Source organism: Cupriavidus sp. 05T42 (assembly GCF_056396345.1).
In genome coordinates this window covers 320,617-336,905 of the sequence record NZ_JBFTLH010000008.1, presented here as the reverse complement: position 1 = coordinate 336,905, position 16,289 = coordinate 320,617, and the positions used below count along the sequence as shown (strand labels likewise).

Below are 16,289 nucleotides of genomic sequence, written 5' to 3'. Positions count from 1 at the left end.
AACATCAAGGACCCAACCAAGAAAATCGCTTGGCTGGCCGAACATGTGAAAACCCCAAAGAGCCTGCACGAATACGGCGTACTGAAGATCGGMAGCTCGATCCCGATTTACGGCGCGGTATCGCAGGGAATCCTGACAGCTATCGACGCAGTGTGGAAGTTCGCGGGCTGGGAGCAGATGCTGCAAGCCGAAGCGCAGGCGTTGTCGTTCCAGAAGACATGGCAGAACGACGTGCGGGTGAGTTTGGGATTTGGTTTGTATGTAGGGGCGCTCGGTCTTGGGGTGGGAAATGCGGTGAAGGCCTATGGGACGTGGCGCAATGTGTATGCGACGGGGATGCTGGAACGGGCAGCAGGGAAAGAACTGGCCGTGCGAGCCGGGAAAGCGCTGCGTATGACGGGCGGACTGATGGCTGCCCTGTCGGGTGTGGCGGCGGCGATGGATTTGGTGGATGCCGTTCAAAGCGCGGGGCGCGGGCAATGGGCTCTTACGATACTTCATCTAACGTCGGTGGGCGCTGGAGTTAGTGCGGCAGTTTTCGCATTTTCGGCAGCTTTCGGTCCCGCAGGCAGTGCAACCGTGGTCGCCGGGCTGAGCTTGACGGGTTGGAGTCTGGTGCTGGCTGTCCTACTGGTGGCGCTGAACATGGCCATCGGCCACGTCAGGGGCGACAGCTTCGCGCAGTGGCTGGAGCGGTGCTACTGGGGCGAGTTGGCGTCAGGCCGCTATGCCGATTCTTCAACAGAACAGTCCGATTTTAGTCAAGCAATGGCAGGGGCATGATGTTTACAACGAGCAAGAAACAACGTCCGCTGAATGACCAGGATCGTGAGTGGCATGTACCGATCCATGACAGTGCAGGCGAGCCGCATGCATCAGGCCGGGCGATCCGAATGAACTCTTCCTATCTCGAGTTAGTCGACGGGTTCTACTCGAATCGCGGAGGGATGAGTGCGGTTGGAATTTTMGGCGTGGGAATAAGTGCATTTGTCCTGATCTTCCTTGTGTACACCATAGTCGCCCACTACCTCGATCCAAATTGGGATCGTCACGACGAATCGGAGATGCTGTTTGCCACGATCTTCGGCTTAATACTGTTTTCACTTCTCATCGTTGGCATCGTCGCCTTCAATCTCAAGATCGGCGAATGGTTCCGCTACACGCATTACCCGATGCGCTTCAACCGACGGAACCGGATGGTGTACGTATTTCGCGGTGACGATACGGTGCTTGAAGCCCCGTGGGACGACGTGCACTTCGCCTTTCGAATCAACGCGAACATCTTTGGGATACGCATCTGGAACATATGCGGTCTCGTTCTGAAGGACAAACAGACCGTAGAGGAAATGTTCGTGTTCGGCTACGCGTCGCCCAGCCGCGACCACTGCCTGCGTCACTGGGAGTTCATTCGTCGATATATGGAGGAAGGGCCGCAGACAGTGATAGACGCACCCGGCCTCCTGGACTGCTTGCCGATTGCCGACAAACGCGAAACGCTCTATCAGGGTTGGATCGCGCTCGCGTCTCAGGATGCGTGGAACCCGGTTGCCAAGTGGGTCATGTTCCCCTTCCACGTGTTTTTCTTCCTTGGCCGTCTCGTCTGCCGCGTGACCAGCAAGGTGCCCCTATGGCCTGCCGATGTCGAAGCAGCGTGTCAGATCACGCCGGACGATCCATACGTGCGGGATTCGAGCACGAATCCGGAGGGATATCGATAGGGATGTATGCAAGCATCACTGGGCGCGCCGGGCTCGACAGTCGGCCACGTATGCCGAGCGGCAGGTTGCGGGAAGCTTCGCCAGCGGCAATATCGGGGCATTCAACACGGCCATTGCGTCCAAGGATGTAAAAGCGAAGATTGCCGTGTTTATCACTGACGACATGGAAAAGACGCTAGCGAACATCAAGGACCCGACCAAGAAAATCGCCTGGCTGGCCGAGCATGTGAAAACCCCAAAGAGCCTGCACGAATACGGCGTACTAAGAATCAGCCGCTCGATCCCGATTTTCGGCGCGGTATCGATGGGAATCCTGACCGCCATCGACGCCGTGTGGAAATTCGCGGGCTGGGAGCAGATGCTGCAGGCCGAAGCCAAGGCGTTGTCGTTCCAGAAGACGTGGACGCAGGACGTTCGGGTGAATTTGGKGTACGGGCTGTATTTGGGGGCGCTGGCGTCCKGGGCGGCGGCGGTGGTGCAGGCGTATGGGACGTGGCGCAATTTGTATGCAACGGGGATGGTGAAGCGGGCAACGGGGGAACGATATGCGACGCGCGCCAGAATTGCGTTACGCGTGGCGGGTGCACTGACGGCTGTGCTGGCGGGGGTAATGGCGGCATTGGATTTCGTGGACGCGGCTCAAAGCATGGATAACGGGCAATGGGCGTTAATGGGACTGCAATTGGCCGCAGGCACCGGTGGGGCGATTGCTGCGAGCCTTGTAATCTGGGCGGCCTTCGCTCCTGCGGGTAGTGCAACCATGGTCGCGGGACTCACCTTAACGGTATGGGGCTTGGTCCTGGCGGTTGTGTTGGTTGCAATAAGTATTGCTATCGATTACGTCAGAGGTGACAACTTCGCGCAGTGGCTAGAGCGCTGCTACTGGGGCAGGCTGGAGTCGGGTCGCTACGCCGACTTCCCAACAGAACAGTCCGACTTTAGTCGAGTGATGGCGAGGGCATGATGTTTACAACGAGCAAAAAGCAGCGTCCACTGAACAATCAGGATCGTGAATGGCATCTGCCAATCCGCCAGCGAAGGGCCGACCCGCATGCCTCAGGTTTTGCGATACGGATGAACTCCACCTATCTGGAATTGGTTGACGGGCTCTACTCGAATCGCGGAGGGATGAGCGCAGTCGGAATCTTTGGCGTGAGCTTAACCGGTGCTTTCTTGATTTCGCTCTTTCACACTGTAATCGCTCGCTATCTGAACCCAGACTGGGACCATCACGACGAGTCCGAGATGCTGTGGGCGACGATCATTTGCACAGTGATTGTTTCACTCTTCATCACCGGCATCGTCGCCTTCAACCTCAAGATCGGCGAGTGGTTCCGCTATACGCATTACCCGTTGCGCTTCAACCGTCAGAACCGCAAGGTCTACCTATTCCGTGGCGACGACACGGTGCTGGAAGCATCGTGGGACGACGTGTATTTCACCTTGCGGGTCAACAGCCAGTTTGCGGGCGTGCGCTCTTATGGCATCTGTGGCCTCATCCTGAAGGATGAGCAGACCGTCGGAGAGATGTTCGTAATMGGCTTCGCCTCGACGAGCCTCGACCAATGCCGACACCATTGGGAATTCATCCGCCGCTACATGGAAGAAGGGCCGCAATCCGTGATTGACGCACCAGGGTTCCAGTTCTGCCTGCCCATCGCAGACAAGCGGGAAACCCTCTATCAAGGCTGGGTGGCACTGGTTTCCATGGATGCATCGAACCTTATTCTCAAATGGTTCATGTTCCCATTCCACGTGTTCTTCTTCCTTGGCCGTCTGATCCACCACGCCACAAGCAAAGTACCACTCTGGCCCGCCGATGTCGAAGCCGCCTGCCGAATCATGCCAGGCGATCCGTACGTGCGTGATTCGAGCACGAATCCAGAGGGGTATCGCTGAAGACGTTCACAAGCGGCTGATTCAAGGGATGTCGAAGCAAGAATGGCGGCGTTCAGCACCGAAGACACAGAGTAAGGACTTTGCGAAATGCGTGGCAATGACTACAAGGCGGACAAAGAGATGAAGACTGACGAGACAAGACGCGATCCGAACGCGAGCGGGATTCAGGAGCGGGCGTCAGACKAGCGGCTGGCGAAGAAATCCGGCACAGCGTTTCGCATCGTCGCGCTTCTCTTCGCTGTGATGTCGGCGTGGTGGGGGGCGAAGAATTTTATGGATGCTGCGCGAACGATGTCGGGAGGGTGACGGTTATCACGGAAAAAGCAGTCGTTCCTCAATGCCAACTGTCAAAGGGAGCAGCATGCCAAATGCAATCTATGTGGGTGACGACACCAGCCATGGCGGCAAGGTGCTCACGGGCTCGTCACGTGTTTCGTTTAACGGACGCCCTGTCGCGCGTCAGTCCGACAGGGTTTCCTGCCCTCGCTGCGGCGAGAATGCCATCGCGGAAGGCAACGGGAAGATGCTGGACGGCAACCTGCCGCTTGCCTTTCATGGGCACAAGACGCTGTGCGGCGCGATACTGCTCGCGTCCAGCGGGGCGATAGGAAGTCGCTGATGGCCTTCGATCTGCGGCGCATTGCGCCTGAGCGCGAGGTCCGACCGCTAAAGCCTGCGTGGCTTCCCTGGCTGTTCCTGCTTGCCTTGATCGGTGGCGGCGGTGCCTTGGTTGCCCTCCGCCTCTGGCCGGAGGGCGAGCCCACGCAAACGCTCTGGTTCTGGACTTGCGTTGTAGCGTTCCCGGTTATCGTGTGGGCGATGCTGTTCTTCAGCTATCTCGGGGTGCTGCAGACCCAGCGGACGCGCGCCGAAGACCATAACGCGGCGCGGCGCGACTATCAGGACGCGGTGTGCCGCAAAGCCGGGGTCCCGCTGCACGTCCTGGGCGCCGGCTTCCTCTTTTCCGCGCAGGCGCACGAGAACACCGTCTCGGCGGTAGTGGAGCGGGCGCTGGAGCTCGTGCCGCGAAGCCGCTTTGCGGGCGATGGCGAGGCCATCGTCGCGCGCTGGATCGAGCCGGCCGGTTACGCGTGGCGGGCCGGCGATGACCAGGCTGATGTAGCGCGGCACCGCGACCTGTTGCCATACGTGTTCGGCTCGCTGCAGCGGCAGATTGCCCCGGAGGTCCGCGCGTTGCCTGAGCGCACCCGGCTGGTCATTCAGGTTTGCGCCGAGGCGCAGCTTGCGACTGCGGAAGTCGAAACCATCTGGCACGACACATGGCACACGCAAGGGCTCGGGGAGGCCGTGCGAACCGAGTTCAACGCAGGCGTTCCGGACCTGATCGCGGTCGACGGCTGGCTCGACGGCGCGCCCGATTTCGCGACGGACGCCGTCCACCTCCTTTGCGTGGTGCAACTGAATCCACTGCTCCACCCGCCGCCGGTTGCCGGCGCGGCGGAAGCCGGCGCCATCCTGATGTTCGCCGCCTCGCCGTTGGTTGCTCAGAAGCGGCTAGTGAGCCAGACCCTGCTCTACCGGCCGGAACGGCACGATGACAAGGATTTGGGACAGGGGCTCCGTCAGGTACTGCTGTGGAGCCGTTCGGACGGTGTCGACGTCAGGGACCAGTGGATGTCCGGTGGCTCGGCGGCGCCCATGCAGCGGGGATTGGCGGCCCATCTCGATCGCCAAGGGGTGGGTGTGCTCATGACGCCCGAACTGAAAGGCCAACATGACGTCGATCTTCGCATCGGGTCAGCGGGCGCGGCTGCGCCATGGTTATGCGTGGCCCTTGCCTCGGCTCACGCGCTGGCCTCCGGGCAGAAGCAATTGCTGAGCATCGCCGAGGCTGACGCCATGACGCTCGCGGTGGTTGGCCCACGAACTTGAGACCGGTTTCCTTATGCGATTGAATTACACGCTGGTAGCCCTCTGCGCGGTGCTCGCCGCTGCCGGACTGTTMGTGCTCGGCAAGGGCGAAGTCCTGGGCCTGACGACCTCAGCGCAGCAGCTGCTCGCCATCTGCGGCCTCGTGATCTTTTTTCTGCTCGCGGTCCTCGTACAGGTCACGCTCGTCAGGCGCGCTAGCCGGAAGGCTGCGATGCGCGATGTCGGCTCGGCTGAACTCGGCCCGCCATCCGAGGATGTTGCGCAAGTTGGCGAGCCATTGAGCCGCTTGCGCAGTCAACTGCAAGGGATCCATGGCCGGCGTTGGCGGTACCGTCAGCCCTGGCTACTGGTGACCGGCGATGACACGACGATCGGCCGACTGCTGCCGGCACTGGTTGAGACCGGCTGGCTGGTCACGCAGGACGCCGTGCTGCTGTGGAGCCAGGCCGACCAGGACGGGCATCCGGACGCGGCGTGGCTAAGGCAACTGTCCGCACTACGCCGCGATCGACCGATCGATGCGGTAGCGTTGACCATCGACGGCACTGCGGACCCGACTGCACAACGCCACGGCACCCATGCGTACAGCGCCACCTTGCTCCGTATCGCCGGGGCGCTGCGCTGGTCCGCCCCGGTATATCTGCTCGATGTCGCCCAGGACTGTGCCCATTCCCCGGTCATCGGCTGCGACCTGGCAGCACCAGCAAACACAGCCGCCATCAGCCAGGCGCTGCAATCCCTGCGCAACCAGCTCTCGGATCTCAGTATCGAACAGTTGGTCCGCGACAGCCGCGATCGCCACATGGGCGAGTTGTCCGCGCGCCTCGACACCCGCGCCCAGATGCTTGCCGACTGGCTGGGCGGATTGGCGACCGGTCAGCGGCGGCGCATCCCGCTGCGCGGCATCATGTTCGCCTCCTATCCGAACGCCGATGCAGCCGAGGGTCCCGGCATCGAACTGCCGCTCTGGCAACACCTCGCCGAAACCGCCCGGCGGCATCCCGGCAGGCGTATCGGCTGGCACCCGGTCACGGTTTGCACCGTCGCGGTCCTGACGGCCATTGGCCTGTGGAGCGCCGGCATGCTGGTGTCCGGCGTGCAGAACGGGCGGGACGCGCACGCCGCACAGCGGGCCGTCGACAACCTCCGCTCGGCGCCCGACACGGCCGCCAGCCTGCGTGCGCTGCTTGTCCTGCAACGGCAGATCGAACGCTACGAACACCGCGCCAAGCATCACGCCGCACTGACGACACGTTTCGGCCTGAATCGCGATGCGACGATCCTCGAAGCGCTGTGGAAGCCCTACTCGCACGCCGCTCGCCAGTTGCTCACCCTGCCCGTGGAGCAGAATCTGGAAGCTTCGCTCGCCGACCTTGCGCAGATGCGCACGGACACGCTGGACGAACTGACCAGCCAGCGAGCACTGGATGGTCAGCAAGCACTCAAGGCCTATCTGATGCTGGCCCAAACCGATCGGGCCGAGCCGGGCTTCCTCGCCCCGCAGTTGGTGCGACACTGGTCCACCGATGCGCGGCTCACGCCGGGCGAACGGGACGATCTCGCCGAACGCCTGCTCGGGTTCTACGCCACGCAACTACCTGCCAAGCCGGACTGGCGCATCGATCCCCAGCCGGAACTGGTGAATGGCGCGCGTCAGACGCTGCTGGCGGTCATCGGGGAGCGCAACGCCGAAAGCACGATCTACCAGGGCATCCTGGACGCCTTCGGCACCCACAACGGCAACCGGTATCCTGACCAGACCCTGGCGTCGTTGACAACAGGCACTGATCCGCGCGCACTGGTGCGGACAGCGGCCATCGTGCCCGGCGTGTTCACCCGCCAGGCCTATGAGGGTTATGTCGCCGCCGCGATCGAGGCGGCCGCCAAACGCACGGCGCCCCCCCGCGACTGGGTGTTGACCGACGGCGAGCCGGAAAACGCTCCACAGCCTGCGGGCCGCTCGGCCGATGCCCTGCAGGCCGCCCTGACCGCACAGTATTTCGCGGACTACGCAGAACACTGGCAGGGCTTCATGAACAGCCTGCAATGGGCGCCGGCGCCAACGCTTCCCGCCGCCATCGACCAACTCAAGCTGATGGCCGACGCACGCCAGTCGCCGGTGATCGCGCTGATGACATCGCTCGAATACCAGGGCGGCGCTGGCGCGCGCAAGCATTCCCTGTCGGACACGCTGGTGGCCAAGGCGCAGGATCTGCTCGGCAAGAAGGCGGCAGGCCCCGAGGCCGCCAGACCGGAGCCGGCGGGGCCGCTCCGCGCCGCCTTTGGCCCGGTCCTCCGGCTGATGGCGCAGGCGTCAGGCCAAAGCGCCAATGACGACCTGAGCCTGCAACGCTTCCTCGACCGCGCCACCGCGCTCCGGCTACGGCTGCAGCAGATCAGCCACAGCGCCGATGCCGATGCGCAGGCCCGGCAAATGGCGCAGGCGCTGTTCCAGGGCAAAGGCTCGGAACTGGCCGATACCCAGTCCTACGCGCAGCTGATGGCCGCCAGCCTTGGCAGCCAATGGGCGGGTATGGGGGAGGCGCTGTTCGTGCAGCCCATCGCCCAGGCCACGCAGACCGTGCTGCAGCCCGCCCAGGCGAGCCTGAACGATGCCTGGCGGCAAGGCATCGCGATGGCGTGGGGACGATCGTTCGCCGGGCGCTATCCGTTCGCCGACAGCGCCAACGATGCCTCGCTGCCGGAACTGACGCGCTTCCTGCGCCCGCAGACCGGGCTGATCGGCACGTTCCTCGGTACGCAGTTGGCGGGTGTGCTGGCGTTGCAGGGGGATCAATGGATCCCTACGGCTGGCAGAGGAGATGCCGGCGGGCAGTCCGCTCTAGCCTTCGATCCGGCCTTCCTCAAGGCAATCAATACCCTGCAGCGCGTTGCGGCGCATATGCTGGTGGACGGTGAGCCTGCGTATCGCTTCGAGATCAAGCCCATCCCGTCCCCGGGGCTCACCGACACCTTGCTGACCCTCGATAGCCAGACGCTGCATTACTACAACCAGCAGGAGCGCTGGCAGGCCATGCGCTGGCCGGCCAATCTCGCGCAGGAGCCGGGCACCCGGCTGCAATGGCAAGCCGAACGCGCGGGCACCAACAAGCACTATGAGTTCGGGGGCCGCTGGGGTTGGTTGCGGATGCTGGAGCGTGCGCAGATCGAGCCGCTGGACAGCGCGACCTATCAGCTGACCTGGCAAGGGATACCGGATACCCGCCCGGCCGGATTGCACGACCCCGCCGCGTCCGATCCGGACAGCCTGACGCCACGCGCAGCGAAGCAACCGCCGCCTGCCGACATGGTCTATCCGCTGCGCTATCTGATGCGTACGGAAGTCGGCCAGGGGCCGCTGGAGATGCTGGCGCTGCGCGACTTCGTCATGCCGTCGCGCATCTTCATGGGACGGCAGTGACCATCGGGGCCCGCAACGTAATCTCCAGCTTCTCCCGATGCCGCGCCACCGCCGCCTGCACGATGGGGATGAGCCCTTCGCCCCCATCCGTCGCGTCCACGTGTGCCAGCAGTGCGCGCCGCATGCGCGGCTCCCAGAAGCGCTTCAGGTGGCTGGCGATGTCGGCCAGCGCCTCGTCGCGGTCCGGCATGGCTTCGAAGAAGCCGCCGATCTGGTTAGCCATCTTGATCAGGTTGTCGATGTGCATGACAGGTCTAAGCCATCCGTAGTCGATGTGGATGCGCGTAGGCGACCAGGCCGCCCGCGCGCACGAATCCCGCCAGCGTGACGCCGGCCGTCCCGGCCAGGCGCACCGCCAGCGCGGTGGGGCCGGACACCGCTGCCAGCACCCCCGCCCCGATGGCGGCCGTCTTCAGCACCATCTCATAGCTCGCGCGGCTGGTCACGATGACCGCGCCGCGCCCGATATCCTCGTCCGAACGGGCCAGGGCGCCCGCCAGCTTGTCCAGCGCGTTGTGCCGGCCCACGTCCTCGCGCACCAGCGATACCTCGCCATCGGCGCGCAGCCAGCCCGCCGCGTGCGTGGCGCCGGTGTCGCGCAGCAGGGCCTGACGGCGCTGCAACTGGGCGAAGGCGGCGTGCAGCACGGCCGGGTCGAAGGACGCCTCGCTCTGCACCGCGTGCGGCGCCCGCATGACCTCGTCGAGCGATTCGGTGCCGCACAGCCCGCAGCCCGTACGGCCGGCCAGCGCGCGGCGCCGCGCCTTCAACGCCACGAAGGCCTCGCTGGCGATCTCGATCTCCACGGCCACGCCGTTCGGGCGCGTGACCACCTCGATGCCGTAGATGTCGCGCGGCGCCGCCACGATGCCCTCGCTCAGGCTGAAGCCCAGCGCGAAGTCCTCCAGATCGGCCGGCGTGGCCAGCATCACCGCGTGCGAGACGCCGTTGTACTCCAGCGCCACGGGCACTTCCTCGGCGATATGGTCGATCTCGGCTGTCGCCGCCATCGCTTCCCCGCCGCGCCAGCGCGTCACCGCCATCGACTGCTGGGTCGCTGGGAATTCCCCCGCCTCATCCGGCGCGGTCTCGTGTGGCGGCATGCAGCGCTTCATCGCCCTACTCCGCCGACGCCTGCACCGGCTCGCTGGCCGCGCGCAGGTGCGCCAGCTGCTCGCGGTTGAACGCCTCGTACTCGCGCTGCCAGGACGACGGCTGCGCCACCGGCATCACCTGCACCGCCGTCACCTTGTACTCGGGGCAGTTGGTGGCCCAGTCCGAGTTGTCCGTGGTGATCACGTTGGCGCCGGACTCGGGGAAGTGGAACGTGGTGTACACCACGCCCGGCTGCATCCGCTCGCTGACGATGGCGCGCAGCACCGTCTCGCCCGCGCGGCTCTGCACGCCCACCCAGTCGTCGTCCTTGATGCCACGCTCCTCGGCATCGTGCGGATGGATCTCCAGCCGGTCCTCGTCGTGCCAGTGCACGTTGTGGGTGCGCCGCGTCTGGGCGCCCACGTTGTATTGCGACAGGATGCGCCCCGTGGTCAGGATCAGCGGGTATTTGCGATTGACGCGCTCGTCGGTCGCCACGTACTTGGTGATGATGAACTTGCCCTTGCCGCGCACGAAGGCATCGACGTGCATGGTCGGCGTGCCGGTCGGCGCGTCGGCGTTGCACGGCCACTGGATGCTGCCCAGCGCGTCGAGCTTCTGGTAGCTCACGCCCGAGAAGGTCGGCGTGAGCCGCGCGATCTCGTCCATGATCTCGGACGGATGGTTGTAGTGCATCGGGTAGCCAAGCGCGTTGGCCAGCAGGATGGTGGCCTCCCAGTCAGCATAACCGCCCTTCGGGGGCATGACCTTGCGCACGCGCGAGATACGGCGCTCCGCGTTGGTGAACGTGCCGTCCTTCTCCAGGAACGACGAACCCGGCAGGAACACGTGGGCGTACTTGGCGGTCTCGTTCAGGAAGATGTCCTGCACGACGATGCATTCCATCGACGACAGCGCCTCGGACACGTGTTGCGTGTTCGGGTCCGACTGCACGATGTCCTCGCCCTGGCAGTACAGCCCCTTGAACGAGCCGGCCAGCGCCGCCTCGAACATGTTCGGGATGCGCAGGCCCGGCTCCGGGTTGATCTCGACATTCCAGGCGGCCTCGAAGGCGCCGCGCACCGTCGAATCGGACACATGGCGATAGCCCGGCAGTTCGTGCGGGAAGGAGCCGATGTCGCACGAACCCTGGACGTTGTTCTGCCCGCGCAGCGGGTTCACGCCCACGCCTTCGCGGCCGATGTTGCCGGTGGCCATGGCGAGGTTGGCGATGCCCATCACCGTGGTCGAGCCCTGCGCGTGCTCGGTCACGCCGAGCCCGTAGTAGATCGCCGCATTGCCGCCCGTGGCGTAGAGGCGGGCAGCGCCGCGCAGCGTCCCGGCCGGGACGCCGGTCACGGCTTCCATGGCCTCGGGCGAGTTCTCGGGCAGCGCCACGAAGTCGCGCCACTGCTGGAACGCGCGATCCTCGCAACGCTCGGCGATGAACGCCTCGGCCAGCAGCCCTTCGGTGACGATGACGTGCGCCATCGACGTGACCAGCGCCACGTTGGTGCCCGGGCGCAGTTGCAGGTGGAAGTCGGCGCGGATGTGCGGCGAATCGACCAGATCGATGCGGCGCGGATCGGCCACGATCAGCCTGGCGCCGGCGCGCAGGCGCTTCTTCATGCGCGAGGCGAACACCGGGTGGCCGTCGGTCGGATTGGCGCCGATGACCATGATCACATCAGCCTTGGCCACCGAGCGGAAGGTCTGCGTGCCGGCGGACTCGCCCAGCGTGGTCTTCAGGCCATAGCCGGTGGGCGAGTGGCAAACCCGGGCGCAGGTATCGACGTTGTTATTGCCGAAGGCCGCGCGCACGAGCTTCTGCACCAGATAGCCTTCCTCGTTGGTGCAGCGCGACGAGACGATACCGCCGATCGAATCCTTGCCGTGCTCGGCCTGGATACGCTTGAACTGCGAGGCCGCGTAGCCGATGGCTTCCTCCCACGACACTTCGCGCCACGGGTCGGTGATCTTCGCCCGGATCATCGGCTTGAGGATGCGGTCCTTGTGCGTGGCGTATCCCCAGGCGAAGCGGCCCTTCACGCAGGCGTGGCCCTCGTTGGCCTGGCCGTCCTTGTACGGCACCATGCGCACGACCTCGTTGCCCTTCATCTCGGCCTTGAACGAGCAGCCCACGCCGCAATAGGCGCAGGTGGTCACGGTGCTGTGCGATGCCTGCCCCAGCTTGATGACCGACGTCTCGGTCAGCGTGGCCGTCGGGCAGGCCTGCACGCAGGCGCCGCAGGACACGCAGTCAGACTCCATGAACGACTGGCTCGTGCCGGCCGCCACGCGGGACTCGAAGCCGCGCCCGCTGATGGTCAGCGCGAAGGTGCCCTGGGTTTCCTCGCAGGCGCGCACGCAGCGGTTGCAGACGATGCACTTCGAGGCATCGTAGGTGAAATACGGGTTCGATTCGTCCTTGGTCAGCGCCGTGTGCGTAGCCACCGGCACCGCGCTGGCGCCGTCGTTGTAGCGCACCTCGCGCAGGCCGACCACACCGGCCATGTCCTGCAATTCGCAGTTGCCGTTGGTCGGGCAGGTCAGGCAGTCGAGCGGATGATCGGAAATATAGAGTTCCATCACGCCGCGCCGCAGGTCGCCGAGCTTGTCGCTCTGGGTGCGGACCTTCATGCCCGCCTCCACCGGCGTGGTGCACGAGGCCGGGTAGCCGCGCCGTCCCTCGATCTCCACCAGGCAGAGCCGGCACGAGCCGAAGGACTTCAGCGAATCGGTGGCGCACAGCTTGGGTACGCCCACACCGGCCTCGGCCGCCGCCCGCATCACCGAGGTGCCGGCCGGCACCGTGACGGCCACGCCGTCAATTTCCAGCGTCACCTGCGTCTCGGACAGGCTGGCCGGGGTTCCAAAATCGAAATCGTCGCGTGCGTTCAAGGGATGTCTCCCGTCAAACTTCGTAGGGCTGCGCGCCCCTGAGGGGCGCGTCGTTCTTTGATCCGGCTCAGGCGGCCTTGGCGGACTTCGGCGCGAGGCCGAAATCCTCCGGAAACTCGTTCAGCGCGGAAAGCACCGGGTACGGCGTCATGCCACCCATCGCGCAAAGCGAGCCGTTGAGCATGGTGTCGCAGAGGTCGCGCACCAGCGCCACCTGTTTCACCGGCTGCTCGCCGGCAATGATCCGGTCGATGACCTCCACGCCGCGCGTGGAGCCGATGCGGCACGGCGTGCACTTGCCGCAGGACTCGATCGCGCAGAACTCCATGGCGTAGCGGGCCATTTTGGCCATGTCCACGGTCTCGTCGAACACGACAATGCCGCCGTGGCCGACCACCGCGCCGAAGACGGCGAAGGCCTCGTAGTCCATCGGCGTGTCGAAGCGCGACTCGGGCAGGTAGGCGCCCAGCGGCCCGCCGACCTGCACCGCGCGGATGGCCCGGCCGCTGCGCGTGCCGCCGCCGTAGTCCACCAGCAGTTCACGCAGCGTGATGCCGAACGCCTTCTCCACCAGCCCGCCTTGCAGGACGTTGCCGGCCAGCTGGAACGGCAGCGTGCCGCGCGAGCGGCCCATGCCGAAGTCCCGGTAGAACGTGGCGCCGCGCGCCAGGATCACCGGCACCGTGGCCAGCGAGATCACGTTGTTGATGACGGTGGGCTTGCCGAACAGCCCTTCGATGGCCGGCAGCGGCGGCTTGGCGCGCACCACGCCGCGCTTGCCCTCCAGGCTCTCCAGCAGCGCCGTTTCCTCGCCGCAGACATAGGCGCCAGCGCCCTTGCGCACTTCCAGATGGAAGCGCCGGCCGCTGCCGCGAATGTCATCGCCCAGCCAGCCGGCCCGCGTGGCCAGGGCGATGGCCGCCTCGGTCACGGCAATCGCGTGCGGGTATTCGGAGCKGGTATAGATATAGCCGCGCTCGGCGCCGACGGCGAGGCCGGCGATCGTCATGCCTTCGATCAGCATGAACGGATCGTCCTCCATGACCATGCGGTCGGAGAAGGTGCCGGAGTCGCCCTCGTCGGCATTGCAGACGATGTACTTGATGTCCGACGCCGCGCCCAGCACGGTCTTCCACTTGATGCCGGTGGGAAACGCGGCGCCGCCCCGGCCGCGCAGGCCCGAGTCGGTGACTTCCTGGACGATCTGGGCCGGCGCCATGGCCAGCGCGCGGATCAGCCCCGCGTAGCCCTCATGGGCGATGTAGTCGTCGAGCGAGAGCGGATCGGTGATGCCCACCCGCGCGAAGGTCAGCCGCTCCTGCTTCTTCAGGAACGGGATCTCGTCGGTCAGGCCGTGGGCCAGCGCGTGCGCGCCGCCGGTCAGGAAGTCGGCGTCGAACAGGCCGGGCACATCGCTGGCGGCCACCGGCCCGTAGGCCACGCGGCCCGCGTCGGTCTGCACCTCGACCAGCGGCTCAAGCCAGAACAGGCCGCGCGAGCCATTGCGCACGATGCGCACGTCCGCGCCGCGCTTGGCGGCTTCCTGTTCGATGGCGCGCGCCACATCGTCGGCGCCGAGGGCCAGCGCGGTGGAGTCGCGCGGGACGAAGATCGTCGTGCTCATGCCTGGACCTCCGCCTCGGTAGCCTCGGTAGCTTCAGGCAGTGCCGCCACCAGCGCGTCGAAGCGCTTCGCATCGACGCGTCCGTGGAGCTGTTCGCCGATCAGCATCGCCGGGCCGCATGCGCACTGGCCCAGGCAGTAGACCGGCTCCAGCGTGAAGCGGCCATCGGCCGTGGTCTCGTGGAAGCCGCAGCCCAGCGCCCGGCTGGCGTGCGCGGCAAGCGCGTCGGCACCCACGGACTGGCACGCCTCGGCGCGGCAGACCTGCACCACGTGCCGGCCCGCCGGCTGCTCGCGGAAATGGTGATAGAACGTGATCACGCCGTGTACTTCGGCGCGCGAGAGATTCAACGCCTTGGCGATGACTGGCACCGCATCGGCGGGAATGAAGCCGTGGCTGTCCTGAATCTCGTGCAGGATGGGCAGCAGCGCGCCCGGCATGTTGCGCCGGGCATCGACGATGCGCGTAATGGAATTGGGGATGTCCGGCATGGTTGTCTCCGTGCTTGTCATCGTTCTGGCCCCGGGACCACATATGCTATTTATTTCATATTCCGGGGTTTCGCAGCTGGCTCTTTGGGCCTTTTCGCGACTATAAGCCCGTGATTTCTGGCGTTCAATATGCTATTTTCTGCATATGCTACGTATCTCGATCGAGCCCCATCTCCAGATCCGCGACGACGCCGCCCCCGATGCCGCGCGGGCCGCGCCCAGCCTTGATGTGTCACGGCTGGTGGCCCTGCTTGGCCATATCGAGGCCACCGGCAACATCGCCCAGTCGGCCGAGGCCGTGTCGTTGTCTTACCGCTACGCCTGGGGCATCCTGCGCGACGCCGAAACGCTTTTCGGCGGCGCCCTGATCGCCAAGACACGTGGACGGGGCTCCACCCTGACGCCGATGGCCCAGCAGTTGGTGTGGGCCAGCAAGCGCATCGCGGCGCGGCTCTCGCCCACGCTGGACAGCCTGGCGTCCGAACTGGAAATCGAACTGAAGAAGCTGATGGATGCCACCGACCCGGCCGTGCGGCTCTACGCCAGCCACGGTTTCGCGGTGGCGGCGCTGCGCGACTATCTCGACGAACAGAAGGTGCGGCACGACCTGAAGTACTGCGGCAGCCTGGAAGCCGCGGCGGCGCTGGCCGAGGGTGCGTGCGACGTGGCCGGCTTTCATGTGCCGATTGGGGCACTCGAACAGGATACCCTGCACCGCTTCGCCGCCTGGCTGCGGCCCGAGACGCATTGCCTGATCCATCTCGCCGTGCGCTCCCAGGGTCTCTTTGTGCGGCCCGGCAACCCGCTTGGCGTGGAAACGCTGGAAGACCTGGTCCGGCCGGACGTGCGATTCGTGAACCGGCAGGTCGGCTCGGGCACGCGGCTGCTGCTGGAGCTGATGCTGGCGCGGCGCGGTATCGACCCGAACCGGATCGAGGGCTTCAGCAATGGGGAGTTCACGCACGCGGCGGTGGCGGCCTATATCGGCAGCGGCATGGCCGATGTGGGCTTCGGCGTGGAGACGGCAGCGCGCCGCTTCGGGCTCGAATTCGTGCCCGTGCTCAAGGAGCGCTATTTCTTTGCGATCGGAAAGGCGGCGCTGCACAGTCCGGCGCTGGCTGGCGCGGTGTCGGCCATGCGCAGCGCGGCCTACCGTGAACGCGTCAACGCGCTGCCGGGCTACGACGGCGCGCTGACGGGAACCGTGCTGACCTTCGAAGAGGCGTTCCCGGGCATCCCGCTATAAG

At 65.3% G+C, this 16,289-nt stretch carries 14 protein-coding genes; 9 read left to right on the top strand and 5 right to left on the bottom strand.

The window, feature by feature from the left end; all coding sequences use genetic code 11:
* The 8 genes from AC1EJR_RS14100 to AC1EJR_RS14065 form a co-directional block, all read left to right on the top strand.
* A partial coding sequence (locus AC1EJR_RS14100; RefSeq protein WP_477113902.1) for a hypothetical protein occupies nucleotides 1-783 on the top strand: 783 nt, incomplete at its 5' end.
* A complete protein-coding gene (locus tag AC1EJR_RS14095) occupies nucleotides 780-1,718 on the top strand; it encodes a DUF6708 domain-containing protein (RefSeq protein WP_477147228.1) in 939 nt (312 codons plus the stop codon). The genes AC1EJR_RS14100 and AC1EJR_RS14095, both read left to right, overlap by 4 nt.
* 145 nt (nucleotides 1,719-1,863) lie before the next feature.
* Nucleotides 1,864-2,682 (top strand): hypothetical protein, encoded by an 819-nt coding sequence (locus tag AC1EJR_RS14090; protein ID WP_477147227.1) that lies wholly within the window; start codon nucleotides 1,864-1,866, stop codon nucleotides 2,680-2,682.
* A complete protein-coding gene (locus AC1EJR_RS14085; RefSeq protein WP_477110887.1) occupies nucleotides 2,679-3,617 on the top strand; it encodes a DUF6708 domain-containing protein in 939 nt (312 codons plus the stop codon). Before AC1EJR_RS14090 ends, AC1EJR_RS14085 begins: the two co-directional genes overlap by 4 nt.
* 87 nt (nucleotides 3,618-3,704) lie before the next feature.
* Complete coding sequence (locus tag AC1EJR_RS14080) at nucleotides 3,705-3,923, top strand: hypothetical protein (RefSeq protein WP_477147226.1); 219 nt, start codon at nucleotides 3,705-3,707, stop codon at nucleotides 3,921-3,923.
* Between the two features lie 55 nt (nucleotides 3,924-3,978).
* Nucleotides 3,979-4,236 (top strand): PAAR domain-containing protein, encoded by a 258-nt coding sequence (locus tag AC1EJR_RS14075; protein ID WP_441645783.1) that lies wholly within the window; start codon nucleotides 3,979-3,981, stop codon nucleotides 4,234-4,236.
* The gene (locus AC1EJR_RS14070; protein ID WP_477113903.1) at nucleotides 4,236-5,510 is read left to right on the top strand and encodes a hypothetical protein; all 1,275 of its coding nucleotides are present in this window, start codon (nucleotides 4,236-4,238) and stop codon (nucleotides 5,508-5,510) included. The genes AC1EJR_RS14075 and AC1EJR_RS14070 overlap by 1 nt, the downstream gene beginning before the upstream one ends.
* Nucleotides 5,494-8,931 carry an ImcF-related family protein gene (locus AC1EJR_RS14065; RefSeq protein WP_477147225.1) on the top strand — a complete coding sequence of 1,146 codons (3,438 nt, stop codon included), beginning with the start codon at nucleotides 5,494-5,496 and terminating at the stop codon, nucleotides 8,929-8,931. Before AC1EJR_RS14070 ends, AC1EJR_RS14065 begins: the two co-directional genes overlap by 17 nt.
* Here the strand turns inward: AC1EJR_RS14065 and AC1EJR_RS14060 are convergent.
* From AC1EJR_RS14060 to AC1EJR_RS14040, 5 genes are all read right to left on the bottom strand, one after another.
* On the bottom strand, nucleotides 8,915-9,178 hold the full coding sequence (locus AC1EJR_RS14060) for a formate dehydrogenase subunit delta (protein WP_092298131.1): 264 nt from the start codon (nucleotides 9,176-9,178) through the stop codon (nucleotides 8,915-8,917). The genes AC1EJR_RS14065 and AC1EJR_RS14060 overlap by 17 nt on opposite strands.
* Before the next feature lie 7 nt (nucleotides 9,179-9,185).
* Complete coding sequence (fdhD, locus tag AC1EJR_RS14055) at nucleotides 9,186-10,046, bottom strand: formate dehydrogenase accessory sulfurtransferase FdhD (protein WP_092298128.1); 861 nt, start codon at nucleotides 10,044-10,046, stop codon at nucleotides 9,186-9,188.
* 4 nt (nucleotides 10,047-10,050) lie between these two features.
* Nucleotides 10,051-12,927, bottom strand: coding sequence for a formate dehydrogenase subunit alpha (fdhF, locus tag AC1EJR_RS14050; protein WP_477110378.1), 2,877 nt, complete (start codon nucleotides 12,925-12,927; stop codon nucleotides 10,051-10,053).
* Nucleotides 12,928-12,994: 67 nt separating this feature from the next.
* The gene (locus tag AC1EJR_RS14045; RefSeq protein ID WP_477147224.1) at nucleotides 12,995-14,551 is read right to left on the bottom strand and encodes a formate dehydrogenase beta subunit; all 1,557 of its coding nucleotides are present in this window, start codon (nucleotides 14,549-14,551) and stop codon (nucleotides 12,995-12,997) included.
* Nucleotides 14,548-15,042, bottom strand: coding sequence for a formate dehydrogenase subunit gamma (locus tag AC1EJR_RS14040; RefSeq protein ID WP_092298119.1), 495 nt, complete (start codon nucleotides 15,040-15,042; stop codon nucleotides 14,548-14,550). The genes AC1EJR_RS14045 and AC1EJR_RS14040 overlap by 4 nt, the downstream gene beginning before the upstream one ends.
* Nucleotides 15,043-15,187: 145 nt before the next feature.
* Here AC1EJR_RS14040 and AC1EJR_RS14035 point away from each other — a divergent pair, with 145 nt between their 5' ends.
* A complete protein-coding gene (locus AC1EJR_RS14035; protein ID WP_441591808.1) occupies nucleotides 15,188-16,288 on the top strand; it encodes a substrate-binding domain-containing protein in 1,101 nt (366 codons plus the stop codon).
* The last annotated feature ends 1 nt before the right edge of the window (nucleotide 16,289 follow it).